The 25,623-nt window shown below is 51.5% G+C and carries 23 protein-coding genes; 16 read left to right on the top strand and 7 right to left on the bottom strand.

The features are described from left to right. Positions 1 to 100 precede the first annotated feature (100 nt). The 6 genes from GY634_RS04620 (at position 101) to GY634_RS04595 (ending at position 6,429) form a co-directional block, all read left to right on the top strand. Entirely contained in the window at positions 101 to 826 is a 726-nt protein-coding gene (locus GY634_RS04620; protein WP_166407405.1) for a FadR/GntR family transcriptional regulator, read from the top strand. A 33-nt stretch (positions 827 to 859) separates the two neighbouring features. Then, positions 860 to 1,843: a TRAP transporter substrate-binding protein gene (locus tag GY634_RS04615; RefSeq protein WP_166407404.1), complete on the top strand. Its 984-nt coding sequence runs from the start codon at positions 860 to 862 to the stop codon at positions 1,841 to 1,843. A gap of 3 nt (positions 1,844 to 1,846) precedes the next feature. Beyond that, positions 1,847 to 2,332 (top strand): TRAP transporter small permease, encoded by a 486-nt coding sequence (locus GY634_RS04610; protein WP_166407403.1) that lies wholly within the window; start codon positions 1,847 to 1,849, stop codon positions 2,330 to 2,332. 2 nt (positions 2,333 to 2,334) lie between these two features. Further along, complete coding sequence (locus tag GY634_RS04605) at positions 2,335 to 3,618, top strand: TRAP transporter large permease (protein ID WP_166407402.1); 1,284 nt, start codon at positions 2,335 to 2,337, stop codon at positions 3,616 to 3,618. A gap of 10 nt (positions 3,619 to 3,628) precedes the next feature. Further along, complete coding sequence (locus GY634_RS04600) at positions 3,629 to 4,534, top strand: HpcH/HpaI aldolase/citrate lyase family protein (RefSeq protein ID WP_242683602.1); 906 nt, start codon at positions 3,629 to 3,631, stop codon at positions 4,532 to 4,534. A 239-nt stretch (positions 4,535 to 4,773) separates the two neighbouring features. Further along, the gene (locus GY634_RS04595) at positions 4,774 to 6,429 is read left to right on the top strand and encodes a thiamine pyrophosphate-binding protein (RefSeq protein WP_166407401.1); all 1,656 of its coding nucleotides are present in this window, start codon (positions 4,774 to 4,776) and stop codon (positions 6,427 to 6,429) included. A gap of 268 nt (positions 6,430 to 6,697) precedes the next feature. Here the strand turns inward: GY634_RS04595 and GY634_RS04590 are convergent, their stop codons facing one another. From GY634_RS04590 to GY634_RS04580, 3 genes are read right to left on the bottom strand one after another with little or no spacing between them, the layout of a single operon-like run. Next, positions 6,698 to 8,194: an aldehyde dehydrogenase gene (locus GY634_RS04590; RefSeq protein WP_166407400.1), complete on the bottom strand. Its 1,497-nt coding sequence runs from the start codon at positions 8,192 to 8,194 to the stop codon at positions 6,698 to 6,700. A 50-nt stretch (positions 8,195 to 8,244) separates the two neighbouring features. Continuing rightward, complete coding sequence (locus GY634_RS04585; protein WP_166407399.1) at positions 8,245 to 9,501, bottom strand: Zn-dependent hydrolase; 1,257 nt, start codon at positions 9,499 to 9,501, stop codon at positions 8,245 to 8,247. A 35-nt stretch (positions 9,502 to 9,536) separates the two neighbouring features. Continuing rightward, positions 9,537 to 9,833, bottom strand: coding sequence for a cupin domain-containing protein (locus tag GY634_RS04580; protein WP_166407398.1), 297 nt, complete (start codon positions 9,831 to 9,833; stop codon positions 9,537 to 9,539). 290 nt (positions 9,834 to 10,123) lie between these two features. Here GY634_RS04580 and pdxR point away from each other — a divergent pair, with 290 nt between their 5' ends. The 3 genes from pdxR to rarD all read left to right on the top strand — a co-directional run bounded on the left by pdxR (position 10,124) and on the right by rarD (position 14,359). Next, complete coding sequence (gene pdxR, locus GY634_RS04575) at positions 10,124 to 11,608, top strand: MocR-like pyridoxine biosynthesis transcription factor PdxR (protein ID WP_166407397.1); 1,485 nt, start codon at positions 10,124 to 10,126, stop codon at positions 11,606 to 11,608. Between the two features lie 196 nt (positions 11,609 to 11,804). After that, positions 11,805 to 13,256 (top strand): NAD-dependent succinate-semialdehyde dehydrogenase, encoded by a 1,452-nt coding sequence (locus GY634_RS04570; RefSeq protein ID WP_166407396.1) that lies wholly within the window; start codon positions 11,805 to 11,807, stop codon positions 13,254 to 13,256. Positions 13,257 to 13,438: 182 nt separating this feature from the next. Beyond that, on the top strand, positions 13,439 to 14,359 hold the full coding sequence (gene rarD, locus GY634_RS04565; RefSeq protein WP_166407395.1) for an EamA family transporter RarD: 921 nt from the start codon (positions 13,439 to 13,441) through the stop codon (positions 14,357 to 14,359). A 316-nt stretch (positions 14,360 to 14,675) separates the two neighbouring features. Here rarD and galE read toward each other — a convergent pair whose 3' ends face one another. Then, complete coding sequence (galE, locus tag GY634_RS04560; RefSeq protein WP_166407394.1) at positions 14,676 to 15,698, bottom strand: UDP-glucose 4-epimerase GalE; 1,023 nt, start codon at positions 15,696 to 15,698, stop codon at positions 14,676 to 14,678. After that, a complete protein-coding gene (locus GY634_RS04555) occupies positions 15,695 to 16,216 on the bottom strand; it encodes a gamma carbonic anhydrase family protein (protein WP_166407393.1) in 522 nt (173 codons plus the stop codon). The genes galE and GY634_RS04555 overlap by 4 nt, the downstream gene beginning before the upstream one ends. Positions 16,217 to 16,353: 137 nt before the next feature. Between GY634_RS04555 and rsmB the strand changes: the two genes are divergently transcribed. Genes rsmB through GY634_RS04535 form a run of 4 tightly spaced genes read left to right on the top strand, consistent with a single transcriptional unit; the run spans position 16,354 to position 21,398 of the window. Then, positions 16,354 to 17,691 carry a 16S rRNA (cytosine(967)-C(5))-methyltransferase RsmB gene (rsmB, locus tag GY634_RS04550; RefSeq protein WP_166407392.1) on the top strand — a complete coding sequence of 446 codons (1,338 nt, stop codon included), beginning with the start codon at positions 16,354 to 16,356 and terminating at the stop codon, positions 17,689 to 17,691. 9 nt (positions 17,692 to 17,700) lie between these two features. After that, on the top strand, positions 17,701 to 18,369 hold the full coding sequence (locus GY634_RS04545) for a DUF4390 domain-containing protein (protein WP_242683601.1): 669 nt from the start codon (positions 17,701 to 17,703) through the stop codon (positions 18,367 to 18,369). After that, entirely contained in the window at positions 18,369 to 20,669 is a 2,301-nt protein-coding gene (locus tag GY634_RS04540; RefSeq protein ID WP_166407506.1) for a sensor histidine kinase, read from the top strand. The genes GY634_RS04545 and GY634_RS04540 overlap by 1 nt, the downstream gene beginning before the upstream one ends. Before the next feature lie 9 nt (positions 20,670 to 20,678). Next, positions 20,679 to 21,398, top strand: a complete 720-nt coding sequence (locus GY634_RS04535; protein ID WP_166407391.1) for a response regulator — start codon at positions 20,679 to 20,681, stop codon at positions 21,396 to 21,398. A gap of 72 nt (positions 21,399 to 21,470) precedes the next feature. On the opposite strand, the gene GY634_RS04530 is transcribed toward GY634_RS04535, so the two are convergent. Further along, on the bottom strand, positions 21,471 to 22,373 hold the full coding sequence (locus GY634_RS04530; RefSeq protein WP_166407390.1) for a methyltransferase domain-containing protein: 903 nt from the start codon (positions 22,371 to 22,373) through the stop codon (positions 21,471 to 21,473). Between the two features lie 72 nt (positions 22,374 to 22,445). On the opposite strand from GY634_RS04530, the gene GY634_RS04525 reads away from it, so the two are divergent. From GY634_RS04525 to GY634_RS04515, 3 genes are read left to right on the top strand one after another with little or no spacing between them, the layout of a single operon-like run. Further along, complete coding sequence (locus tag GY634_RS04525; RefSeq protein WP_166407389.1) at positions 22,446 to 23,192, top strand: ComF family protein; 747 nt, start codon at positions 22,446 to 22,448, stop codon at positions 23,190 to 23,192. A 15-nt stretch (positions 23,193 to 23,207) separates the two neighbouring features. Beyond that, positions 23,208 to 23,675 (top strand): tRNA (cytidine(34)-2'-O)-methyltransferase, encoded by a 468-nt coding sequence (locus GY634_RS04520; protein WP_166407388.1) that lies wholly within the window; start codon positions 23,208 to 23,210, stop codon positions 23,673 to 23,675. Between the two features lie 31 nt (positions 23,676 to 23,706). Next, positions 23,707 to 24,573, top strand: a complete 867-nt coding sequence (locus tag GY634_RS04515; protein WP_166407387.1) for an MOSC domain-containing protein — start codon at positions 23,707 to 23,709, stop codon at positions 24,571 to 24,573. On the opposite strand, the gene GY634_RS04510 is transcribed toward GY634_RS04515, so the two are convergent. Then, positions 24,574 to 25,620, bottom strand: a complete 1,047-nt coding sequence (locus tag GY634_RS04510; protein WP_166407386.1) for an NAD(P)H-dependent glycerol-3-phosphate dehydrogenase — start codon at positions 25,618 to 25,620, stop codon at positions 24,574 to 24,576. Positions 25,621 to 25,623: the final 3 nt, after the last annotated feature.

The raw sequence follows: 25,623 nt of genomic DNA, 5'->3' as shown, positions 1-25,623 counted from the left end.
GATGGTTAACCCTAGGTTTGGTTTTTTTTTCTTGATTAATTGCCGTGGTATCAGGTAGCTTAGTGGCCTGACCACTAGGCCAAAATAGTGTGGAACAATCATGAGCGTTTTTGAAGCCGTCGCAGTGCCGCGTTTGTATCGGGTTATCGCCGATCAAATCGCCTCGAAAATCCAGCAGGGAGAGTTCTCTGTGGGAAGCAGGCTGCCGTCTGAACGCGAGTTGGCAGAGCAACTGCAAGTTAGCCGCGCGTCTATACGCGAAGCGCTGATTGCGTTGGAGTTGGAAGGTTACGTAGCAGTACGTGTAGGAACCGGTGTGTTTGTGATCAGCGACCAACAACGTGGCTTGAACCAAAACACTGACATAAGCCAGCCCGCGCAAGTAGACAACGATTTTGGCCCCTTTGGTTTGCTGGAAACTCGGTTGTTGCTAGAGCCGGAAAGTGCCGAATTGGCTGCTGCGCTCGCCACAGAAGAACAATTGCAAGCCATTCAGGCTGCATACGAAAGCATGGAAGGTAGCTCTACCCCCGCGCGCGAAGACAGGGCTTTTCATATGGCCATTGCTGCAGCCTGTGGCAACAGCGCCTTGGCAGCCACGATCGCGCATGTATGGGAGCTGGCCTTGCACAGCCCCATGTTCTCGCGCATGGAAAAACATTTTGTAGACGCCAACGTTTGGGAAAAAGCCCAAGTGGAACATGGCCGTATTTTGGATGCCATCAAGTCTCGCGATAAGGTGCGAGCTCGATCTGCGATGCATGACCATTTGGTTAGCATCTTGGCGCGTTTACGCGTCGATTTTGGAAATGAAGGTATAGGTTAGCCGCCTTATTTAGGCTGTTCTTAGGAGAAGGGAATGAGACTGAAGAAATCCTTATTCGGTTTAGTCATGACAGGTGCCTCGCTGTTGGCGATGGCTCCAGCACACGCATTGGATATTAAATTGGGCCACGTGTTGGCACCCAATCATAGCTGGGGCGTAGCTGCAGATGGTTTTGCACAAGAAGTTAAAGAGCGCACAGATGGCCGAATCAATTTCGTGACCTATCCTAGTGGTCAGCTTGGCAACGAAAAAACCATGCTGGAAGGTCTGCAAATTGGTAGCCAAGGCGCAGCGATTATTGGTAGCGGTTCCCTGCAACCTATTGATGCCAAATTCGGTATCGTAGAACTGCCTTACACATGGGCTAACGTTCAGCAAGCGTACAACGCGTACGACGGTGAACTGGGCGAAAAATTGGCTGAATTGGCCGACAAACGCAACTTGGTCATCGTGTCCTGGTGGGAAAACGGTTTCCGTCACATGACGAACAACCGCGGTCCTATTAACACACCTGCTGATATGACTGGTCTGAAAACACGTGTTACACCAGACAAAATGCGTTTGGACACCTTTACGGCTCTAGGCGCAAACCCAGCTCCTTTGGCGTTTGGTGAGTTGTACTCCGCATTGCAGCAAAAAGTGTTTGATGCACAAGAGAACCCTCTGTCCATCATCTACACATCGTCTTTCTTTGACGTTCAGCAGTACGCATCACTGACAGGCCACGTTTGGGGTCCTGCTAGTTTGATCATCTCCAAACCAGTTTGGAAGAAAATCTCTGACGAAGACAAAGCCATCATTCTGGAAGCTGCCGCCACATGGCGTGATAAACAGCGCGAAATGGTTCAGGAAGGTGAGCAAGAGTACGTTCGTCTGCTAGAAGAAAAAGGTATGAAGGTTAATACGGTTGATCCAGCTCCATTCATGGAAGCGGTACAGCCAGTATGGGCTGAGTACGAGAAAGTATTTGGTCAAGACCTGATGGATACTTTGCAGCAATACCGTCAGGAGAACTAAATAATGGTTATTCGGCGACTAATCGCCGGTTTGTCCCAAGCCTGCCTGTTTTTGGCGGCGCTTGGGGCAGCCCTGATGGCGGTATTAATCAGTTATGTGGTGGTGCAACGTTTCTTCTGGCACCAAACACCCCACTGGGCAGAAGAGCTGCCTCGCTTCATCTTGGTATGGAGTGCTTTCTTAGGCGGCGTGGCGTGTACCTACCGTCGTTCTCATCTGACAGCAGGCTTGCTGTCCACCATCTTGCCTCCTGGCGCGTTGCAAAACTTTGTGCGCAAAGTAGGTGATGTGTCCATGATTTTTGGTTTGGCTGTATTGGGTTACGCCGGCTGGGAATTGAGTGAATTAACAATGGGACAACCCTTACCCGCTATTGGCGTGGACGCTGGGTTTGTCTATTTAGCATTACCCGTGGCATGTGCTGCCATGGTGATCGTTCAGCTGGGACAATTGTTCGGGCTGGTTTCGGATGAAGCGAAGGAGAGCTGATCATGTCGTTAGGTGCTTTAGCGCTTCTTGGGATTTTTGCAGTCACCCTACTAATCGATGTGCCCGTGGCCTTCGGTTTGGTACTGGCTTCTGTAGCCTATTTGCTGTTGTTTGATGCCGCGCCTACGATGGTTGCCGCCCAACAGTTCGTATCCGGTTTAGATAGTTTTACATTGCTCGCCATTCCGCTGTTTGTGTTGGCGGCGCAGTTGATGAACAGTGCTGGTCTGACGCAGCGTATCGTGCGCTTGTGTGCGGCTATCGTGGGTGACGTACCAGGTGGTCTGGCGATCGTAGCAGTTCTGGCTTGTATGATGTTTGGTGCGCTGTCTGGTTCTGGCGTGGCTGACGTAGTAGCTATTGGTAGCTTGATGTTGCCAACCATGGCACAGCGTGGTTACGACCGAGGCTTTAGTGCAGCGCTAGTTGGGTGTGCTGGGGCAAGCTCCACCATTATCCCGCCAAGTATTGTGTTGATTGTGTACGGCACAATTACCGATACATCCGTTGGCAAATTGTTCATGGCCGGTATTATTCCTGGCCTGCTGCTGGGCTTGTCTTTGATCGTGGTAGCGGTGTGGATGTCTCGCAAACACGGCTGGAGTGGTGGCCAACCTTTCAACGCTAAAGAACTGCGTGCATCGTTCTTTGATGCCTTGCCTGCGCTGATGGTGCCTGTGCTGATTATTGGTGGTATTCGGTTCGGTATCTTTACCGCTACTGAGGCAGCCTCTAGCGCCATTGTGTACGCGTTGTTGATTGGTGCTTTCTGGTACCGTTCTCTGTCTTTCAAAAAACTGTGGAATGACCTGAAAGTCACCGCCGAAATCAGTGCGTCTATCTTGCTGATCATCGGTGCTGCAGCGTTGTTTGCATGGATTCTGATTGCCGAACAATTGCCACACAGCTTGGCTCAGTTTTTGGTGAACTTCACCGATAGCAAATACGGAGTCATGTTGTTGATCATGGCTGTACTGCTGGTGTTGGGTACGTTCATGGAAGCGATCGCGCTGATCATTATCGTGGCTCCAGTTGTAATGCCTGCGATTCACCATTTTGGTATTGACCCTGTGCACTTCGGTATCTTGCTGGTGGTTAACTTGGCGATTGGTGCGAACACGCCACCGCTGGGTGTGGACTTGCTTGCCGCGTGTCGTATCGGTGGTATTCGCATGGTGCAAACGCTGCGTCCGCTTTCGTGGATGGTGTTAGCTATGTTGTCAGTCTTGTTGCTGTTGATGTTCGTACCATCCATCGTGATGTTCTTGCCGAACACCGTAGCGTAGGAGACTAAGCATGACACAAGCGTTCTCATTGTTACGTCGTCCGCCAGCATTGCGTCGTTCTTGGCAGTTTGTGCCGGGTATGGACCAAGCTGCCCACCAAGCTGCTGTAGAAGGTATGGCAGATGTGGTGGTGGCGGATCTGGAAGAGTTCACTCTGCCAGAAGATAGACCAGTAGCACGCCAACGTCTGCACGACTTGTTCGTCGCTTGTAAAGCGGCGGGCAAGGTTGCCGCAGTGCGTATTAATAAGTTGGAAGAAGACGGGCACGAAGACTTGGCCGGCATTATGGCTGCAGCACCACACGCTATTTTGTTGCCGCACTCTGAGCATGCCGAACAAATCGCAGTATTGGATGCAGCGATTAGCCAGTGGGAAGAGAAGTGTGGCCTGACAGCAGGTCAAACTGAAATCATCCCTACGTTGGAATCGGCCTTGGCGTTGGTGAACTGCACAGCAGTATTGCGTGCGTCACCGCGTGTGTCAGCATGTTTGTTGGCAGCAGAAGATTTAAGTGCTGACCTGTGGTTAGAGCGTAGTGCAACAGGCACTGCGTTGTACGCCATTCGTCAACGCTTTGTGATCGAATGCCGTGCAGCAGGTGTGTTGGCCATTGATTGCCCCTTTAACTTCAAACATGAAGACGCTTTCAAAGCAGACCTTGCGTGGGCGCGCAGCGTGGGCTTGCAAGCGAAGTGTGTAGTCAATGCACGTCAAACACCAGTAGTACACGAGTACTTTTCACCCTCTATGGCTGATGTAGCAGCAGCGGAAGCGTTGCTCGCAAAAGCCGCAAGCCAAGATGCGTCTACACCTGATGCAGAATGGGTGGATGGTCCAGTTGCTGCCACCGCTAGACGCGTTGTCAAACGTGCAGCGTTGTTTGCAGCATACGAGCAGGATACTAGAGGCGCCTAACTGGCCTGACCTCTAAGGCAGTGTAAACAGCAGCTTGTAGTCACCTAGTGCGTGGGTGCAAGCTGCGCAAGCCCCGCTATGCAGGGGTTTCAGCAGAATTGTCTGGCTTTTTTATACGTTGAAGCAAACAAACCTGCTATGATTGTAATTTAGGTGGTCAGGCCACTAGGCCGCTTGTAAGAATATGGAATGGCATACCGGATGAACAGTGGTAGCCATCATCGTTATAGGGAATGGAAATGAGCAATAAACTACACGCTGGTAGAGCTATCGCTGAGAGCTTGGCCCTTCACGGAGTTGATAGGGTTTTTGTAGTGCCAGGCGAAAGCTACCTGGCCGTGCTGGATGGTCTGTACGACACCAACATCCAGAGTGTGGTGTGCCGTCACGAAGCTGCTGCGGCTTACATGGCTGATGCCTACGGTAAATTCACTGGTAGACCTGGTGTAGCCATGGTTACACGTGGTCCTGGTGCCGCTCAGGCATTCACCGGTATTCACACCGCCTGGCAAGATGGCGTGCCAATGGTATTGTTCGTGGGCTTGATTCCCGTGGCAGACCGCGAGCGCGAGTCTTTCCAAGAATTTGATCCTAAAGCGTGGTTCGGTACACAGTGCAAACGCGTGTTTGTATTGGATAGTGCAGAACGTGCGTCTGAAGTTGTGGCTGAGGCATTCTTTGCTGCCATGGAAGGTCGTCCCGGTCCAGTGGTAGTTGGTTTGCCTGAAGACATCATCCGTGAAGAATTTACCCGTGAGTTGCAGCCTGTGTTGCCCGTAGCACAAGGTGCTGTAGGTCAAGATGAGTTGGCAGCACTGACAGCAGCGTTGGCATCCGCTAAAAAACCGTTGTTGTTTGTGGGTGGTCAGAACTGGGATAGCGAAGCATCCCGTCAATTGACACATTTTGCTGAGCAAAACCGTATTCCTGTGCTGCACGACTGGCGTGCTGCAGATCGTATTCCTTTTAACTCTCCAGCGCATGCCGGTTACTTGGGCTACGGTCGCGACGACGCGACTGCCGCGTTGTACGCAGAATCCGATGTGCTGGTAGCCGTTGGTGTAGTTCCCGGTGACGTTTCTACCGATGGCTACACACTGCGCCAAGATACATCTGCCATTACGTACCAAGTGAATTTGGACACTAGCTTGCGCGGTCGCAGCGGTTCCATGACTCACCATATCTTGGCAAACCCTAAAGTGTTTGCTCGTACGGTAGAAGCAGTGGAATTACCCGGCGCAGAACAACGCCAAGCGTGGTTTGATCGTTGCCATTCTGTGCAGCGTGAATACTCCCGTTTCCCAGCCGAGCTGCCACGTACTGCTCCCGGTACTGCTCACATGACTGCCTTGATGGAAGCCATTGTGAAACGTTTGCCAGAAGACGCGGTATACAGCTTTGGTGCAGGTAACCACTGCATCTGGGCACAACGTTACTTGCCTACCAATGTGTTCCCTAGCCAATTGAGCGCCCGTAATGGTGCGATGGGCTACAGCGTACCAGCCGGTATTGTGGCGTCGCTGCAATCACCAGAGCGTGTGTCGGTAGTGATTGCGGGTGACGGCGAGTTCTTCATGAACGAAGCTGAGTTGTCTACAGCGGTGACCTACGGTGCGCCTATTTTGGTGGTGATGATGGATAACCAAGAGTACGGCACCATCCGTTTGCACCAAGAACAACATTACCCAGGCCGTGTGTCGGGTACACAATTGAAGAATCCTAACTGCGAATTGTTGGCGCAAGCCTTCGGTGCATACGGCGCTCGTATCACTGACGATACGCAAATTGAAGCGGCTGTAGAAGCAGCTTTCAAAGCGATTCTGGAAGAAAAACGACCTGCACTTCTGCAGATCGTAACAGATCAGGCTTTGGCATTGCCCGAGTCTGTAGCATAAGGTGCAGCCAGTCGCCGCAGAGCGACGAACCTTGCCACACTACGGCTAAAAGCTGTTGAGCACCTAGGAATAGCCCGAGTCTGTGAAAGCAGATTCGGGCTTTTTCTTTGCCGCGCACGTACGTAAGCGCAACAGTGCCTAGTGGGGTAGCGCAGAGTAATGAAGGGGGGAAGGTGCAGCGAGGTGTGTGGCGTGCAGTACAGGCTCTGAATAGGCCTTAGAGGGGCATGCTTTCGTGCAGGCTAGCTGCACAAAAGCATGTGTAGACTTATACGGTCAGGTCAATCCAGGTGGATTTCAAGCTGGTGTATTTGTCGATGGCGTGTATGGACTTGTCGCGACCAAAGCCGGACTGTTTCACACCGCCAAAAGGCATAGCAATGTTGCCGTTGAAGTAGCAGTTCACCCAAACTAGGCCTGCTTCCAACTCACGTCCCATGCGGTGTGCACGGCTAATGTTGCTGGTCCACAAGCCGGCGCCTAGACCAAACTCGTGGTCGTTAGCCATGTGCAGTACTTCTTCTTCAGTGTCAAACACAGTAACGGCTAACACGGGGCCGAAGATCTCTTCACGAATAATGCGTACTTCTTGTGAAGGAACCTCGAAAATGGTGGGCTCAATGTAGTAGCCGCCAGTTTCGGTGCGAACTTGCTGGCCGCCTGTGAGCAGTGTGGCTTGTTCGCAGCCCGACGCGATGTAACTCATCACGGTGCCCATGTGCTGTTGCGTTACCATCGCACCCATGGCCGTTTTGGGGTCCAAGGGATTGCCCGGCTGCATGGTTTTGGCGTGAGCGATCAGCTTTTCTTTAAAGCTTTCGTAGATGCCACGCTGCACGTATAAACGTGAACCTGCAATACACACTTCGCCTTGGTTGTTGAAAATGCCCACGGCAGCCATCAAGGCCGCTTTATCCAAGTCTGGACAGTCATCAAAGACAATGTGGGGGGATTTGCCACCACACTCCAGCCAGATTTGTTTCAGGTTGGATTGGCCGGAGTATTGCATAAAGCGCTTACCGGTCATGGTAGAGCCGGTGAAGGTCAGGCAGTCTACGTCAGGGTGTAAGCCCAGTGCTTGACCCGCAACCGGGCCAGTGCCGGGCACAATGTTCAATACGCCTGGAGGCAAACCCGCTTCTAGTGCCAATTCGCCCAAGCGGATGGCTGTCAGTGGTGTGGCGTCAGCAGGTTTCAAAATCACGCTGTTACCAGCCGCCAGTGCAGGAGCTACTTTCCACGATGACATCATCAGTGGGAAGTTCCATGGCACCACAGCCGCTACTACGCCCAAGGCGTGACGTGTGATGGTGGCCAATGCATTGTTATCGGTAGGGGCGATTTCATCGTATTGTTTGTCGATGAGTTCGCCGTACCATGCATACGCAGTGGCAGATTCAGGGATATCAAACTGTGTGGTTTCGCTGATGGGCTTACCCATGTTCAGCGTTTCCAACAAGGCAATATCGTCCATGTTTTCACGAATCAATTCGGCCAAGCGTTGCAAGATTAACTTGCGTTGTACGCGAGGCATATTGCGCCACACGCCCGATTTGAAGGCGCGGCGTGCGGATTGAACGGCTACATCAATATCCGCTTCGTTGCAGGAGGCAACTTGAGCCAACACTTGGCCGGTAGCAGGGTTAACAATGTCCAGAACGTCGCCATTGCCTTGGTAGGCTTTGCCATCAATGATGGCTTGGCTGCGGAATGCCAACTGGGCTGCCCGTTGTTCCCAGTCCTGCAGGGTGAGGGGTGTAGTCATGTATAACTTCCGTAGAGCAAAAAGGGCTGCCGTGTGGGCAGCCCGAATAATTAGCAGACTTTAGCCTGCTCCAGCATCGCGCCCAGCAACACGTTGGCACCAATGGCTACGTGTTCAGGTTTGGCGTCTTCAATCTCGTTGTGGCTGATCCCGTCTTTGCAAGGAATAAAGATCATGGATGTGGGGTGCTTGCTTGCTACAAACACCGCATCGTGGCCTGCGCCAGTCACGATATCTTGGTGAGCATAACCACGAGCCTCGGCTTGCGCGCGCACGCTGTCGATCAGGTGTGGTGCAAAGGGGGTTGGTGGGAATTGCTGAATATCCGTAATAGCGATGTCGGTGGTGTAGCCTGTGTGCTCACCCTGAGCTACGTCGGCGCACAGTTTGCGGAAACGTGCTTCCATTTCGTCCAGCAGCGCGCTGTCTTCGTGGCGCAGGTCAACGCTGAAGCTGACTTTGCCAGGAATAACGTTACGGGAAGATGGGTATACATCCAACACGCCAACGGTGCCACGACCTTGTGGTGCGTATTCGCGGGCGATATCAATCACGCCTTGCACAATGTAAGAGGCCGAGTACAGGGCGTCTTTACGCAGTTCCATGGGGGTAGGGCCAGCATGCGCTTCCATACCGGTTACCGCTACGTCGTACCAACGTAGACCCAGAGAGCCAGTGACCACACCGATCACGTTGTCGTTGGCTTCCAGTACGGGGCCTTGTTCGATGTGAGCTTCGATGTAGCTGCCAAAGGCATGGCCAGGAACGGGGTAGTCGCCGTCGTAACCAATGTTTTTCAGTTCTTCGCGTACGGATTTACCGTCCAGATCCACAGCATCCAGTGCTGTTTCAATAGGGAATACTTCGCAGAAAGCGCCGGAACCCATCATCACTGGTACGAAGCGTGTGCCTTCTTCGTTGGTCCAGATGATCAATTCCATCGGTGCTTCAGTTTCAATGTTGTTGTCGTGCAAGGTACGCATAACTTCCAAGCCGGCCATTACACCGAAACAACCGTCAAACTTACCGCCAGTGGGCTGGGTATCAATGTGGCTACCGGTAGCAACGGGAGGGAGGCTTGGGTTACGGCCAGGGCGTCGACCAAAAATGTTACCTACTTGGTCGACGGTAATGGTCATCCCCGCCTCACGCATCCAGCCGCAAACCATGTCGCGGGCCTGACCATCCAGTGCTGTCAACGCCAAACGGCAGTTACCGCCTTTGGGTGTGGCACCAATTTTGGCCAGTTCCATCAACGATTGCCATAAGCGTTCGCCGTTGATGTTAAGGGAGGTGATGTCGGTCATGAGATTTTCCTTGCTGCAAAAAAAAGCGATGAGTCCTACCGTTTGAATTCGATTTCCACGAACACAAAAGGCTCAGGACCGGGATTAATAACATTGTGTTTCACACCGGCTTGCCGGCAGTAACTGTGGCCTTGCGTCAGCATATTGCTGTGTTGCGAGCCATCAGGCAGTTCTAGCTGCAGTGTGCCGGTAGTCATTGGTACGACTACATAGTCCATGTCGTGGCCGTGCCAGCCCGTTTCGGCGCCGGGTTCAAAGTACCATTCGGTGACACGCGTAAAGTCGTTGTCTATTTGTACGGTAGGGCGAGCTGCTGGTCGTTGCTGGGTCATAGACTTTCCTTTGGTAGGTAATCACTTCTACATGATGGTCATGGTGCTGAAGAAAAAAGCATTTTGCATTCAGTCATGGGGCCATTTGGGTGGTATGATTTTTATAACCTTCAACCATTTAGCGAAAACGTGCCTGTTACAGAACGCGTATTTCCTAATAAGGTGTTTGGGTTTAGTATTCAGGTGGTCAGGCCACAAGACCAGTTTAATGGAAAATCACCAAAAAAGGTGTACGGGGTTTTCCATAGTCAGTGCCTGCCCCAAAAGCGTATGTGTGATGAGACAGAAAAATGATCGCAAGCGTATTGCATGAGTTGCTTTTACAACGCATAGAGCGTGATAACGGGAAGCCGTTATCACGTCAGGTCTATGAGGCATTCAGTGCGTTAATTTTGCAGGGTGATTTGCGGGCAGGTACAAAGTTGCCCGCTAGCCGCGTGTTGGCTCGTGATATGGGCTTGTCCCGCAATACCATTATTGCGGCGTACGAACAGTTAAATGCTGAAGGCTATGTCATCACCATAACGGGCAGTGGTACGTTTGTGTCCGATACGGTGCCGGTGATGGTAGGGCAGGTGATGCCTTTAGATGCTGAGCTTGTGCAACCAGTCACGGGTGATGGGCTCTTGTCCGATCGTGGTGCGGCCTTGGTAAGTTCGGCGCAAGCTTCTAGACATCAATGGGGACCATTTATCCCCGGCGTGCCCGATGTGACCTTATTCCCCAGCAAAGTGTGGATGCGTTTACAACGCCGTTACTGGCGAGAGCCCATTCCTTCGTTAATGACCTATGCTCATGGTGCGGGTTACAAGCCATTGCGCCGTGCACTGAGTGAGCATTTGCGCTTGGCGCGTTCGGTGCAATGTGATCCCGAACAGGTGGTGATTACTTCAGGTATTCACCAGTCATTGGACTTGATTGCTAAATTGTTGGGTGATAAAGAATGTTTGGCATGGATGGAAAACCCCGGTTATTGGGGGGCAAGTACCGTGTTGACGTCGGCAGGCATTCATCTACGTTCTATTAACGTCGATGAAGAAGGGATGAGCCCTACGCCCGAACAAATGCAGCAAGACGTGCCTAAGTTTATTTTTGTAACCCCCTCGCACCAGTATCCATTGGGAACAGTGATGAGCTTGGCTAGGCGACGTATGTTGTTGGAATATGCCAATCAGTGTGGTGCGTGGATTATCGAAGATGATTACGACAGTGAGTTCCGCTTTGGTGGGCGTCCTATTGCATCACTACAAGGCTTGGACAGTTACGATCGCGTGATCTATCTAGGGACTTTCTCAAAAACGCTGTTCCCCAGCATGCGTATGGGCTTTATGGTGTTGCCCAAAGCCATCGCGCGTGCGGCGTCAGTAGCGCTGTCTGAGCTGTACCGTGAAGGCCGGTTAATGGAGCAAGCCGTATTGGCTGACTTCATCGCAGAAGGGCATTACGCGGCGCATATACGTAAGATGAAAGCCGTGTATGCACGACGCCAAACCTTATTACGGGATGCCATAAGTGAGCATTTCGGCCCACAGTGGCCGTTGTCTAACCAAGAGGCTGGTTTGCATTTGGTGATGCACTTACCAGAAGGTACAGACGACGAAGCCATTACCAAGGCGGCACACGAAGCGGGTATTTGGGTACGACCCTTAACGCGGTATTACAGTGGTGAACGTAAATCACCAGGCTTGCTTTTTGGTTACGCAGCAGTAGAAAATGAAAATGATATTCGTCCGGCTTTTGCACAGTTGGCAGAATTGATAAAAGCAGCGTTGTAAGGCTGACAGCGCATAGGTAGAAATATCAGGTACTTGGGAAATGGCACTGTAAATCGTTGAGCCAGTGGCTCTAGGTTATTTGCCTATTCTGGTGTATCAATGTAGGCCAGTTGCTCAATCCGCCAGTTGCATGCCATGTAGCTAGGGGGTGGTGGTAGTAAATAATGACATTGATTTTTGCTCGTGGAGTACACAAATGAAATTGACGCGTCCTGAGCTGTTTAAGCAGCAAGCGTATATTAATGGCCAGTGGGTGAACGCTGATTCCGGCGAAACGCTGGAAGTTCAAAACCCAGCAACCGCAGAAGTGATCGGCACTATCCCTAAAATGGGTGCTGCTGAAACACGTCGTGCAATTGAAAGTGCTGCTGAAGCCTTTAAATTGTGGCGTGCTAAACCCGCTAAAGCGCGTGCAAACATTTTGCGTAAATGGTTCGACTTGGTGATGCAAAACCAAGAAGACCTCGCAACAATTATGACCATCGAACAAGGTAAACCTATTGCCGAGTCCCGTGGTGAAATTGCTTACGGTGCATCTTACCTAGAGTGGTACGGTGAAGAAGCCAAACGTGCTTACGGTGATGTGATCCCTGGCCCAGCTGGTGACCGTCGTATCGTGATTACTAAAGAGCCAATCGGTGTATGTGCAGCGATTACGCCTTGGAACTTCCCATCCTCCATGATCACCCGTAAAGTAGCTGCTGCATTGGCTGCTGGTTGTTCTATTGTGGTGAAACCTGCTACACAAACACCGTACTCCGCATTTGCGTTGGCTGTGTTGGCTGAAGAAGCCGGTGTACCTGCTGGTGTGTTCTCTGTGTTGACAGGCTCCGCTTCCGCTATCGGTGGCGAAATGACCTCCAACCCAACTGTGCACAAACTGAGCTTTACAGGTTCCACAGAAATTGGCCGTTTGCTGATGAAGCAAAGCGCCGAGCAAATCAAGAAAGTGTCCTTGGAATTGGGTGGTAACGCTCCATTCATCGTGTTTGAAGATGCTGATCTGGATGCCGCTGTTGAAGGCGCGATGGCCAGCAAATACCGTAACACCGGACAAACTTGCGTATGTGCAAACCGCTTCTACGTTCACGACAGCGTGTACGATGCATTTGCCGAGAAATTCGTTGCTGCAGTGAAAAAACTGAAAGTCGGTAACGGGATGGACGATGGCGTGACCCAAGGTCCGCTGATCGAGCAAAGCGCTGTAGATAAAATCCGTGAGCACATTGCTGACGCAGTATCCAAAGGCGGTAAAGTGTTGACAGGTGGCGAGTCCGACGAAAAAGGCGGCTTGTTCTTCCAACCTACCGTTGTAGCTAACGCTACAGCAGACATGATCGTGGCAGGCGAAGAAACCTTTGGTCCATTGGCACCATTGTTCCGCTTCAAAACAGACGAAGAAGTGATCGCTTTGGCGAACAACACTATCTACGGTCTGGCAGCCTACTTCTACAGCCGCGACTTGAGCCGCGTATGGCGTGTAGCAGAAGGTTTGGAATACGGCATGATCGGTATTAACTCCGGCATCCTGTCCAACGAAGCTGCTCCATTTGGTGGCGTGAAACAGTCTGGCGTTGGTCGTGAAGGTTCCTTCTACGGTCTGGACGACTACATGACTGTTAAATACATGTTGATGGGCGGCATTTAAGCCTCCGTCACGGTATGAGTAAAAACCTGCTCGCTTAGGCGGGCAGGTTTTTTTGTGTCTGAGTGCTGGTCGTGGTGTGTGCGTCAGGATGTGGCATTCTGGCATCTGGGTTGCATAGCCTGTAGTGGGACACCATAATCAACGGCTTTACTACTGAATAATTGTTCAACAAGGTGTGTGGCGTGAGTACCCATAATCCAGCTTCTATAGCAGGCGTTATTTTCTCTATTTCGTCCTCCGTACTCTTTGGAGTGCTGTACTACTATTCCACCTTGTTAGCGCCATTAAATGGCATACAGATTTATGGTTGGCGTATCTTGCTTACCATCCCATGTCTGACACTGTTTCTGATCGCCACACGTCAAGCTAAAGACGTGACTGCCATTTGGAAGCGACTCAAACACGAACCTTGGTTGTGGTTGGCGTTGCCGGTATCGTCCTTCTTGGTGGGTGTGCAGTTGTGGTTGTTTCTATGGGCGCCCGTGAATGGCTATGCCTTGGATGTGTCACTGGGCTATTTCCTCTTGCCTCTGACCTTAGTGCTGACCGGCAGATTGGTATTTAAAGAGCGCATCACCACACTGCAAAAAATAGTGTGCGCGATAGCGGGTGTAGGCGTAGTAAACGAATTGCTTTTCGCCCCACAAGTATCATGGCCTGCGTTTATGGTAGCACTGGGCTACCCGTTCTACTTTGCGTTGCGTCGCATTCTTAAAACCAGCAACTTAGGTGGCATGTGGTTTGATTTGCTATTAAGTGCGCCAGTGGCTGCGTGGTTTATTGTAGAAACCAGTAAAGCCTTACCTGATGGCACCTTTACTGCCACCCTGTTGTGGTTGATTCTGGGCTTGGGTATTTTGAGTGCCACGTCGTTGGGCTTGATGGTATTGGCTAATCACAGATTGCCGCTGGGGCTATTTGGGCTACTGGCCTACGTAGAGCCTGCCTTGTTGGTGGTAGTGGCGTTGCTGCTAGGTGAGCGCATTGAAAACATGCAATGGATCACGTATGGGTGTGTGTGGACGGCGATATTGTTGTTGATCGTAGATGGTGTGCGGTCCATGCGGGGTGAGGCTGTGACTGGTTCTAGGCGGAAGCTATAAGCCCGCTTACTCACAACTGGACTACATGAGCCTAAGGCTGCGAAAGTGTTTTTAAATTTGTAAACCAAATTGAAAAATACTTCCCTCCGCCTTTCCTTCGTTGCATGCCACGGTTTTTATGTTTATTGCTACCCGAAGAATCTCGTACTTCTGGATAGAAGGGGCTGTAAATCTTTCTGTAGTGGCATATTCAGGGGGGGGGGGCGGAGAGAAAATTTTTTTGATTTGGTATCTCAAATCACAAAAAGTTGTTCCGCAGTCCCCCAGCATGTGCGATGAAAACAGTCCCTGCATGTGTTATGAACACAGCAAGCAATCAACCGTTCTTGGTAGCCGCCGCATGACACTGCCACCGCCACGCATCATCACACATTTTCTGAATACCAGACGATGCCGTCCAGCCCAGTTTCTTTCTTGCAAACGAGGTGTCAGCCCAGCATGAGGCAATATCACCCGGGCGTCTAGGAGCGATCTGGTAGGCAATGCGTCGTTGGCTGCTGCGCTCGAACGCTGAAATCATATCCAACACCGAATAACCGGTGCCTGTACCTAAGTTCACCGCCAGCAACTCGCTATCGTTTTCTAGGCAGTAATTCAACGCTGCTAAATGGCCTTCGGCTAAATCCATCACGTGAATATAGTCACGTACACCCGTGCCATCGGGAGTGTCGTAATCATCGCCAAAGACGCTTAATTGAGCACGCTCACCTACCGCGACTTGCGCAACATAGGGCATGAGATTGTTAGGTATACCTTGAGGGGCTTCGCCAATGAGGCCACTGGGGTGTGCGCCTACTGGGTTGAAGTAACGCAAGCAGGCAATACGCCAGCCGTCTTCACTTTTGTAGAGATTTTGCAAAATCTCTTCCACCATCAACTTACTGTGACCATAGGGGTTGGTCGTGGACAGTGGGTGGTCTTCTGTCAGCGGCAGGAACTTAGGATCACCATAAACCGTTGCGGACGACGAGAAAATAAACGTACGTACATTGGCGGCTTGCATGGCTTGTAATAGTTGCACCGAACCGTGCACGTTATTGTCGTAATAACGTAAGGGAAACTGTACGGATTCGCCCACCGCTTTGAGCCCAGCAAAATGCATCACGGCTTGTATGCTGTAGCGAGAGAACAGATCAGCCAATAGTGCGGCATCACGTATATCGCCTTGGATGAAGTCAGGGCGTTTACCGGTGATTTTCTCTATGGCATCCAGCACGGAAGGTGAACTGTTGCTGAGGTTATCCAGAATGAGTACGTTGTGGCCTGCCTCGAGTAGGCTGACAGTGGTGAGGCTACCGATAAAGCCGGTGCCGCCGGTAACAAGAATGTAGGGCGTCATAGTTTCTGTAATGCAGTTTTGTAGTGTGCAGAGCGGTCTTGGTACGTTTTGGCATTACGCTGCAAGTTGGCGACTTCTTCATCGCTGAGCGTACGCACGGCTTTGGCGGGCGAGCCAATAATCAACGAGCGTTCTGGGAAGGTCTTGCCCTCAGTCACTAACGCACCAGCACCTACTAGGCAGTTTTTGCCAATGACCGCACCGTTTAATACTACGGCTTGGATACCAATGAGGCTGCCGTCTTCTACCGTACAGCCATGTAACATAGCTTGGTGGCCCACGGTGACGTTGGTGCCTAGGGTTAGCGGGTAGCCAGGGTCGGTGTGTAAAACAGCGCCTTCTTGCACATTAGAGCCTGTGCCTACATGAATGAGCTCGTTATCGCCACGCAAAATAGCACCAGACCAGACGCTGGTGTGGGCATCAAGCTGCACCTTGGCGATCAATACGGCTTCTTCGGCCACATAGGCACTGTTATGTACTACAGGGCTGTTATCATCAAGTTTGTATTGTGTCATGCCTCGCTTCCCAGTTTGGACCAAACTACGATCGTAGCACCAACTGTATAAAAGCTGTATGGCACTACACAAAAGATGTTACAGTTTCTCGTGCCCAACTCTATAAAGGGCAGGCTGTTTTTTTAGTGTTTTTTGCCATGTCGTCTACTACTCCTTCTCTATCTACTGTATTGCTGGCAAGCGCCCAGCTCGTGCAAGGGGTATTAGCAGGTAAATCATTAACAGAATGCTTGACGCAAACGCCAGCTACGGTGCGTGCTGCTGCTCAAGCGGTTAGCTTTCATAGTTTGCGACGCTTAGGGTTGGCTAAGCAGTTATTAAGCCAATTGGTCAGTCGTAAAGCTCCCTCTGGTTTAACAGAAGCCTTGTTGCTAGTGTCGTTGGCAGTGTTAGATAGTGCTGTCGAGGTACAAGAAAACGAAGACGCCTTTTCTGATCAACCAGAAGTTCCTGTTTATGCTCCCCATACGGTAGTGAACCAAGCAGTACAAGCTGCTGCGGATCACCGTTTGTTGCGTGTGTATAAAGCCTTGATTAACGCTGTGTTGCGCCGCTATTTGCGTGAGCGTACCGCGTTATTGGAAGAGGCAAATAGCCACCCCGAGGCTCGTTGGAATTTCCCCAACTGGTGGATCAAACAGATTAAAAAAGCGTACCCACAGCAGTGGGAAGCCATTTTGCAGCACTCAAATCGCCCCGGTCCGTTAACCCTGCGTGTGAATCAGCGCCGCTGCTCTGTGGCCCGTTTGCAAGCGTTGTTTGACGAGGCTGGTATCGCATGCTGGGCGCCGGGTGGCGAGGCTGTGGTGTTAGCCGAAGCTCTGCCTGTGCAGCAATTGCCGGGTTTTGAGCAAGGCTGGTGGTCGGTACAAGATTACGCTGCACAGCAAGCGGGTGCTTTGTTGCCTATAGAAGATGGCATGCACGTACTGGATGCGTGTGCAGCACCGGGTGGTAAAACAGCCCATTTGTTAGAACGTGCTGATATTTCGTTGGTGGCTCTGGATGCCGATGCCACACGATTGCAACGTGTTCCTCAAAACTTGCAGCGTCTGGGTTTGAATTCTGATCAGGTGACTATACAAGCGGCTGATGCGGCGAATGTAGAACAATGGTGGGACGGTAAACCGTTTGATACGATTTTGGCCGATGTGCCATGTACAGCATCCGGTATTGTGCGCCGTCATCCCGACATACGCTGGTTGCGTCGCCCACAAGATGTGGCGGCAACAGCAGCATTGCAAGGCCGTATTGCTGATGCGCTGTGGCTGACATTAAAACCCGGTGGGTATATGCTGTATGTCACGTGTTCTATTTTCCCGCAAGAAGGTATAGAACAAAGCAAGGCGTTTTTAGCACGACACCCTGATGCGGTGGCGCTTCCTAGTCCCGGGCAAGTTTTACCTCAGCCTGTAGTAGCTGGGCAGCCCTGTGGCGATGGGTTCTTTTATCAGTTATTACGTAAAGAGGTGTGAGCGTAAGCCATGAAAGTAAGGGGTAGACTCAACCGGTTTGTACGCAAGGCAGGGCTAGCATTAGCGTTGTGTCTTGTGGTGCCTGTTGGTTCTGCTCAAGGTTTACGCGTTGCCGATGTGGCAACAGAAACAACACCTTCTATGGCCACGGTAGTCGATACCGGGCAACAAGGCACTACCGAAGAAGTAGTACGGGTAGAGCCAGTGATACGTGATGGGCGTCTGTACATAGATGCCGATGTGGATTTTGAGCTAAGTCCTGAACTACAGGACGTAGTCTATAAAGGGATTCCCCTGTACTTCACCGTTGATGTGGAGATACGTAGTACACGCTGGTGGTGGTTCGATAAAACAATAGTAGATGCCAATCAGACTTGGCGGGTCACCTACAATGCGTTAACCAGACAATGGCGTGTGGGCTCGGGGGAGCTGTTATTGCCGGAAAGCAGTCTAAATGAGGCCTTGGCGTCGTTGCGCCATATACGAGGCTGGGCTGTGGCACCAGTAAGTGATTTTGACCGAAACACCGAACTGTATGGACGCTTGCGTTTGCGTCTGGATACCTCTTTATTGACTAGGCCCTTCCAAGTTGATGCGATGAATCGCCGTGCTTGGACGTTGTCCACCCCATGGAAAAACTTCACTTTTTCGATTTCCGACGCCGAGCACCAGCCGTAATACGCTGGGTGCTGCGTATAGCCCTGATCATCGCTGCGATTAGTGCAGTGGCGTTGCTGGGCTTATTGGTGTGGTCCACGGCTAACGCTTCACGCTATAACGAATACTACGATGTGCTGTTGGTGCTGAATGGTATCTTGGCGGTCGCCTTAGTATTCTGGGTGGTGCTGTTAGGCGGTCGCTTACTGCGGCAAGTCAAGAAACGGCAGTTTGGCGCCAGGATGACTGCGCGCTTTGCCTTGTATTTCACCTTGATAGGTATTTTGCCAGGCACATTGATTTACGTGCTGTCGGTGCAGTTTATGTCGCGATCTATTGAGTCGTGGTTTAACGTGCGCGTCGATAGAGCGTTAGAGTCTGGTTTGGACTTGGGTAGAACAGCGTTAGACTCCCGGTTAAGCGACTTGAAAAAGCGCGCTGCTAGCCTTGCTGTGATGCTCAATGAAAGCCATGTGGATCCGGGCTTGGTGCTAAACAGTTTACGTGAGCGCACCAATATTGGTGATGCCATGATTTTCACCAGTGCCGGCAGATTGATCGCATACTCGTCTACGCGTTTTGATATGTCGCTGCCTGAAATTCCTAAGCAGAACGTACAGAACTATTTACGTATAGCAAAAGAGTATGCCTCGGCCGAATTAGACGATAGCCCGGGCGTAGGCTCTACCGGCTTGCGTTTACGTGTGGTGATTCCTCTGGATAGCAGCAATAGTTATCTAGGGCAGTTTACGCAATCCAGTGATAAGCGTTGGTTGCAGGTTACCGAGCCCGTGCCAGAGAATATTGCGCGTCATGCTATGTTAGTAGAAGAAGGTTATAGGGACTACCAAGAGCTTGCCTTGTCACGGCAGGGCTTGCGTAAGTTGTATGGCATTATCCTAACGCTGGCATTGATTCTGGCCGTGTTCGCGGCGATGGCTGCTGCGATTGCTATTTCGCGTCGGTTGGTACGACCTTTGCTGGCGCTGGCGGCTGGTACGCAGGCGGTAGGGGTAGGGGATTACCGTCCGCTCCCCGAAAGCTCTGATAAAGACGAAGTAGGGCAACTGACACGATCGTTTAATACGATGACCCGACAATTAGACGATGCAAGGCGAGCGGTAGAACGTAATAGGCAGCAACTAGAACGTTCCAACTTGTATCTGGAATCGGTATTAAGTAGTTTGTCGTCAGGGGTTTTGGTGTTTGATGATGCATTTTGCGTCACGATGTTTAACCAAGCCGCACAGAATATTTTGCGTGCCGATTTAAGTTTGGTGAAGGGAAAACCGCTGGAAGATGTCACGGATGACAACGGGTTTGCCAACCAGCTGCGTAACGCGTTTGCCGAACATTCGGCGGTGGGTGCACGAGAATATTGGCAGCAACAATTTGAATTAAGCTTTGGCAGTAAGCATGATATGCGTGCTGTTATTATTACCTTGCTAGCGCGGGGTATGGAGCTGCGCATAGGGCGAGATTCCAGTGGCTATTTGGTGGTGTTTGACGATATCAGTGATATTATTTCGGCGAACCGTCTAGTAGCTTGGGGAGAAGTCGCTCGACGCTTGGCACATGAAATTAAAAACCCACTAACGCCTATACAGTTGTCGGCAGAGCGTTTAGCTTTGAAGTTGGAATCTAAGCTGGATGAAACCGATGCGGCAATGCTGAAACGTGCCACTACCACTATTGTGAATCAGGTGGGGTCGTTAAAGCAGATGGTGGATGACTTCCGGGAGTATGCCCGGGTGCCACAAGCGCAGATGCAAGAATTGGATATAAATGCGTTACTGCATGAGGTGTTAACTTTGTACGGATGGGATCCGGAAAGTGCTTCTGCAGAAAACAGCGGACGTGTAAACTGGGAAGTATCGCTAGGGGCGGATGTACCCGCCGTAGAAGGTGATCCAACGCAGTTACGTCAAGTGATTCATAATCTGTTGGCCAATGCTGTGTATGCGGCCACTCAAGGGCGAGAGCCTAGCGAGGGAATCATCACAGTACGCACTACCTGTGCCATTCATGATGCAGAACAGGGCATACATGGGGTACGATTGGTGGTGGCGGATAATGGCCCAGGTTTTGATGAACAATTGTTGGCCCGAGTATTTGAACCTTACGTAACAACGAAGGCTACAGGTACTGGTTTAGGGTTAGCCATTGTGAAAAAGATCATAGAGGAACATGGCGGTAAGATAAGCGTGACGAATCAACGTGAAGGGGGCGCACGCATCACCATCCTCTTGGCCCGCTTGGCAGAATCAAAAGTAGTAGCTGATTCTGTTGAAGGTAATGATAATAGCGTAAAAAGCTCGTAGGGACGGTTTATGGCCAGAATTCTGGTAGTTGATGATGAAATCGGAATCCGTGAACTCTTGTCTGAGATTCTGTATGACGAGGGGCATACGGTGGAAGTCGCAGAAAATGCCGCACAGGCTCGTGCAGCTCGTTTAAGAGCACGACCTGATTTGGTACTTCTGGATATCTGGATGCCGGATACGGATGGCGTTAGCCTATTGAAAGAATGGGCTTCACAAGGTTTGCTAGACATGCCTGTAGTGATGATGAGTGGTCATGCCACCGTCGATACAGCGCTGGAAGCTACACGTATAGGGGCGGTGGATTTCCTAGAAAAACCCATCACTATGCAGAAGCTGTTGCAAACAGTGGCCTCCGGTTTGGAACGGGTGGTAGTACCACCTAAAGTACCCGCCATGGCGACAGCACCACGTGTTGGTGGTGTACCTGTAGCAAGTGCTGATGTAGGCGTGGTTGCCAATGCGCAGAATCGCATGCAAGCACCTGCTTCGGCCATTCAAGGCGAACAAGGTGGTTCACACTTGGGTAGCATTTCTTTGGAACTGCCACTACGTGAAGCACGCGATGAGTTCGAGCGTATTTATTTTGAATACCACTTGGCCCGTGAAAACTACAGCATGACACGTGTGTCAGAGCGTACTGGGCTAGAGCGTACTCACTTGTATCGCAAATTGAAGCAACTGGGTATTGATGCGTCGGCACGCCGTCGTAGCCACAATAACCAGTAAGCAGAGCCAGAATAACTGACCGCGCTACCTCCTTGTAGAGGTAGCGCGGTTGTGTACGTTATGTTTTGGTGTTTAGTTGCGCTTGCGACTAATGCTGGAAATCGGAATACGTACCTCACCACTCTGGGCATCACGCAAACTCGCGGCGCGCCACGCATGCCCGTAAGCAATTTCTAAACTTAGATGAATAGTGCCATCCATGTGGCGCTGGGCTTCTAATGCATCTATCAAACGTTGATGCCATGCCCTGCCGGTTAACGAACCGCGACGCAAGGTGCTGGCATTGCCGCCTAATGCATGCACTTCGTTCAGTAGCTTCTCGGCAGACTGGTAGGTGAGTGTAATGATCTCTTGATCCATGACGGGATCGGTAAAGCCATTTTGTAGCAATTGATCGCCGTAGTCGTGCATGTCCACAAACGACAGAGTTTGTGTGTGGGCATCTGCGGCATTGAGTGCGTTACGCAATTCAATGAAAGTGCCTGGCCCAGGTACAGAAAACATCACTAAGCCGTTGGCCGCCAACACGCGTCGCCATTCTTGAAATACCTTTTGCGGGTCGGGTTGCCACTGCAGCGACAAGTTAGACCAGATGAGGTTTTGGCTTTCTGGGGGCAGTTTTGTGTCGGCCATGTCAGCCAACACAAAACTGTTATTAGGGGTGGGTTTGTTGCGCAATCTGTCCCACAAGCCGGGACGATGCGTATGGCGTTCGGTAGCCACCTCTAGCAGGCGCGGGCTGATATCCACACCGGTGTACTGCATGTCGGGGTAACGTGAGCGTAGTGGGTCTATCGCATGACCAGCGCCGCAACCTGCATCCAATACGTTTTGTACGTCAACACGTACATAACCAAGGCGAGCCAACATGCGTTGGGCAATTTCGCCGTACAAAAACTGCGGAGCATCTAAGGGTGCACGACGGTCAAATTGCTGTCGTACATGCTGGAGGCTAAGAGGAAGAGGGTGTGACATGATTGCGCGATGTGGCCCTGTCAGCCATGGCTGGCCGGTAGAGTGTAAGTTTGGTTAGAGCAAGGCACTATTATGGCGCATGCTTTTCGCTTAGGCGACCTTTTGCAGTCTCTCAGTCAGGTTATACAGGTTCCTCGTCCGTGTGTGGTGTGTGAGCAGCGCGCATGGCGTTATGGCGTGTGCGAGTTATGTTTGTTGGAGTTAGCCCAGCAACGGCAAACAGGGCAGCGTTGCCCACATTGTTGCGTACTCTTACCCTCGCACGGTGGCTGTAGAGACTGTGCAGTGCGTCCTTTGCAGGTAGAGCAGGTCTTTGTGGCATGGGACTATCAGGGAGATGCTGAGGTGCTTATACAGGCGTATAAAGGCCGTCAGCAGCAGTGGCTGGCAAGCGTGATGGCAGAGGCGCTGTATCAGCAAATTGTTGCAGGCTGGCCCTCAAGGCCCGCTGTGGTGCAGGTGGTGGCAATTCCGGCATCTGCCACGGCATTACGGCAACGCGGTTTTAATCCCGCGGCGGAAATTGCCAAGCGGGTAGCCAAACAATTACAGCAACCTTATGCCATAGGTCAGCTTTGTAGTGTAGGCGGCCAACCGTCTACAGGGCAAAAGCAGCGTAGCAGACAACAGCGGTTAACGGGTCAGGCTCCTGCATGGCACTGCGCACCGTTGCCAGTAGGCAGCACCGTATTAGTAGTTGACGATGTACTCACCACCGGCAGTACACTTCAGCATGCCGCAACACTATGCCGGCAGGCTGGGGCGCAGCACGTCTATGCTGCCGTGGTTGCACGTACGCCGTGGCGTGATTATTTTTGAATTCATCAGGTTGTTATGTTCCACATTGTTCTGGTTTCTCCGGAAATCCCGCCCAACACGGGCAACGTTATTCGATTGGCCGCTAATACAGGTGCACAATTGCACTTGGTTAAACCTCTAGGGTTTGAGCTTGAAGACAGTAAGCTGAAGCGTGCAGGGTTGGATTACCACGAATGGGCACAAGTGAAAGTCCATGAAAACTTACCTGAAGCTTTAGCGGCTATAGGGGCTAGCGCTGACCGGTGCTTTGCGTTGACCACTAAGGGCCAAACATTGAATGAACCTGTGTTTAAGGCGGGTGATGTGTTTGTGTTTGGTTGCGAGACGGCAGGTATGAATGCCGAGCAAATGGCATTGTTTGCAGCCGAGCAACGGTTGCGGTTGCCTATGCGTCCCGATCAGCGTAGTTTAAATCTGTCCAATGCGGTGGCCGTGACGGTTTTTGAGGCATGGCGACAGTTAGGCTATGAAGGCGCAGTGTAAAGACAATAGGCATATCAGTGTGGAGTAAGCCATGAGCGTTCGTATTAGTGCGTTATACAGTTATCCCATTAAATCGTGTGCAGCGCTTGTGCTCACACGTAGTGCTATCTCGCCGTCTGGGTTAGCGTGGGATAGAGAATGGGTAATGGTGGATGCCGATGGCGAGAAAATGACCCAGCGCACCATTCCTCGTATGGCGTTAATACAGCCTACTATCGAGGCGGAGCACATGCGTTTACAAGCGCCCGGCATGCCAGATATTTTGGTAAGCCTGCAGCGTGTAGAGCAGCCCCCCATTGTGGATGTGCAAATTTGGGCTGATTGGACACGCGGCCAAGACGAGGGCGATGCTGTTGCTGAGTGGCTGTCTAGCTTCTTAGGCATGTCGTGCAGGCTATTGCGTGTGCACCCTACAGCGCACAGAGCGGTGAGTGCGACATGGTCACGGAAGTGGGCCGATAGGTCAGGCGAAAGTGCAGAGTTTTTACAGAAAGGGATGTTCGGCTTTGCTGATGGCTTCCCCTTCTTGATCTGCAATGAAAGTTCGCTAGATGAGCTCAATGCCGAGATACGCTCACAGCAAGGTAGCGATATACGCATCAACCGTTTCAGGCCCAATATTGTGGTGCAGGGGTTAGACGCGTACGAAGAAGATTACGTACAAAGTTTGCAAGGTGGTGGTCATTATTTCGCACGCCTGAAAAACTGTACCCGTTGCCCATTGCCTAACGTGAACCCCGAAACTGCCGAGGTGGGTGATCAACCAAGCAAAGCGCTGGCAAGCTCTAGGCGTTCAGAGGCAGGGATATTGTTTGGTATCAACATGGCGTTGTATCACGCCAGCGAAAGTCCGTTCATTGAAGTAGGGCAAACGCTGGAAGTGGAATACGAGGTGTAATTACGCGCTTTCTTTACGAGGGTCGCGGGACAGCAAGGTTTGTACAGCCTGACGAGGCGGCAAACCTTGTTGCAGCACTTGATACACGGCTTCGGTAATGGGGGCGTGTACCTGTAAGCGCAATGCAATGGTGCGAGCAGCTTCAGCGCAGCGTACGCCCTCGGCAGTCATGCCAGAGCTTAAAATTTTCTGTAAATCTTCACCTTGCCCAATAGCAAGGCCTACGCGTCTGTTTCTAGACAGATCGCTAGTAGAAGACAGTACCAAATCGCCTAAACCGGTTAGGCCTTGGAAAGTTTCGGGCAAGCCACCTAAGCCCACACCTAAGCGTTGGATCTCGGCCAAGCCACGGGTAATTAAGGCAGCCCTAGCATTTGCGCCTTGACCCAAGCCATCGCCTATACCGCAGGCAATCGCAATAATATTTTTCAGTGCACCACCCACTTCTACACCGATCACATCGTGACTACTGTAAATGCGTGCTTGTGTGCCGTGTAGCAGGCTTACAGCGCAGTGCATCAAGTCGGTGTTGTCGCTGGCAATGGTTAAGCCTACAGGCAAGCCTTTAGCCACTTCAATGGCAAAAGAGGGGCCCGAGAGCACACCGTGGTGTAGCCAGTCGTGATGAGGGGTGTGTTGCGCGGCGATGACGTGTGGTAAGTCGCCACTTTGGGCATCAAAGCCTTTGCAAATATGTACCAAGTGCACAGGGTGTCTGCGTGTGCTTGGTAAAAAAGCGGACAGTTGGGTACAGAGCTGCGCCAAACCCGCCACCGGTACGCCCAGAATAATAAAAGCAGGGCTTTCATCGTGACCTAAGGCGTGTTGCATCGCTGTTTCCAGCGATGCCGTGGCGGATAGCCCTTCAGGTAGCTGTACATCGGGCAGATAGCGCTCAAGGCTATGCTGCTGGTTAATCTCAGCAACGCTGGCGGGGTCGCGTGCCCAAAGCATAGTAGGTGCATTAGCATGACACAGCACAGCCAAAGCTGTGCCGTAACTACCGGCTCCTAATACGCTGACACGTGCAGGCGCAGAACTGTGCATCCT

Source organism: Paenalcaligenes suwonensis (genome assembly GCF_011290505.1).
Taxonomy (GTDB): Bacteria; Pseudomonadota; Gammaproteobacteria; order Burkholderiales; family Burkholderiaceae_B; genus Paenalcaligenes; species Paenalcaligenes suwonensis.
This window is presented reverse-complemented; position numbering and strand designations above follow the sequence as displayed.

What these genes read in the sequence shown, in the direction of transcription:
- GY634_RS04595 (WP_166407401.1), top strand. Translation starts at nt 4,774, where the DNA reads ATGAGCAATAAACTACACGCTGGTAGAGCTATCGCTGAGAGCTTGGCC.
- GY634_RS04525 (WP_166407389.1), top strand. Translation starts at nt 22,446, where the DNA reads ATGGCGCATGCTTTTCGCTTAGGCGACCTTTTGCAGTCTCTCAGTCAG.
- GY634_RS04585 (WP_166407399.1), bottom strand. Translation starts at nt 9,501, where the DNA reads ATGACCGACATCACCTCCCTTAACATCAACGGCGAACGCTTATGGCAA.
- GY634_RS04570 (WP_166407396.1), top strand. Translation starts at nt 11,805, where the DNA reads ATGAAATTGACGCGTCCTGAGCTGTTTAAGCAGCAAGCGTATATTAAT.
- GY634_RS04545 (WP_242683601.1), top strand. Translation starts at nt 17,701, where the DNA reads ATGAAAGTAAGGGGTAGACTCAACCGGTTTGTACGCAAGGCAGGGCTA.
- GY634_RS04520 (WP_166407388.1), top strand. Translation starts at nt 23,208, where the DNA reads ATGTTCCACATTGTTCTGGTTTCTCCGGAAATCCCGCCCAACACGGGC.
- GY634_RS04515 (WP_166407387.1), top strand. Translation starts at nt 23,707, where the DNA reads ATGAGCGTTCGTATTAGTGCGTTATACAGTTATCCCATTAAATCGTGT.
- GY634_RS04610 (WP_166407403.1), top strand. Translation starts at nt 1,847, where the DNA reads ATGGTTATTCGGCGACTAATCGCCGGTTTGTCCCAAGCCTGCCTGTTT.
- GY634_RS04580 (WP_166407398.1), bottom strand. Translation starts at nt 9,833, where the DNA reads ATGACCCAGCAACGACCAGCAGCTCGCCCTACCGTACAAATAGACAAC.
- GY634_RS04600 (WP_242683602.1), top strand. Translation starts at nt 3,629, where the DNA reads ATGACACAAGCGTTCTCATTGTTACGTCGTCCGCCAGCATTGCGTCGT.
- GY634_RS04590 (WP_166407400.1), bottom strand. Translation starts at nt 8,194, where the DNA reads ATGACTACACCCCTCACCCTGCAGGACTGGGAACAACGGGCAGCCCAG.
- galE (WP_166407394.1), bottom strand. Translation starts at nt 15,698, where the DNA reads ATGACGCCCTACATTCTTGTTACCGGCGGCACCGGCTTTATCGGTAGC.
- GY634_RS04615 (WP_166407404.1), top strand. Translation starts at nt 860, where the DNA reads ATGAGACTGAAGAAATCCTTATTCGGTTTAGTCATGACAGGTGCCTCG.
- rsmB (WP_166407392.1), top strand. Translation starts at nt 16,354, where the DNA reads ATGTCGTCTACTACTCCTTCTCTATCTACTGTATTGCTGGCAAGCGCC.
- GY634_RS04530 (WP_166407390.1), bottom strand. Translation starts at nt 22,373, where the DNA reads ATGTCACACCCTCTTCCTCTTAGCCTCCAGCATGTACGACAGCAATTT.
- GY634_RS04605 (WP_166407402.1), top strand. Translation starts at nt 2,335, where the DNA reads ATGTCGTTAGGTGCTTTAGCGCTTCTTGGGATTTTTGCAGTCACCCTA.
- GY634_RS04510 (WP_166407386.1), bottom strand. Translation starts at nt 25,620, where the DNA reads ATGCACAGTTCTGCGCCTGCACGTGTCAGCGTATTAGGAGCCGGTAGT.
- GY634_RS04555 (WP_166407393.1), bottom strand. Translation starts at nt 16,216, where the DNA reads ATGACACAATACAAACTTGATGATAACAGCCCTGTAGTACATAACAGT.
- pdxR (WP_166407397.1), top strand. Translation starts at nt 10,124, where the DNA reads ATGATCGCAAGCGTATTGCATGAGTTGCTTTTACAACGCATAGAGCGT.
- GY634_RS04620 (WP_166407405.1), top strand. Translation starts at nt 101, where the DNA reads ATGAGCGTTTTTGAAGCCGTCGCAGTGCCGCGTTTGTATCGGGTTATC.
- GY634_RS04535 (WP_166407391.1), top strand. Translation starts at nt 20,679, where the DNA reads ATGGCCAGAATTCTGGTAGTTGATGATGAAATCGGAATCCGTGAACTC.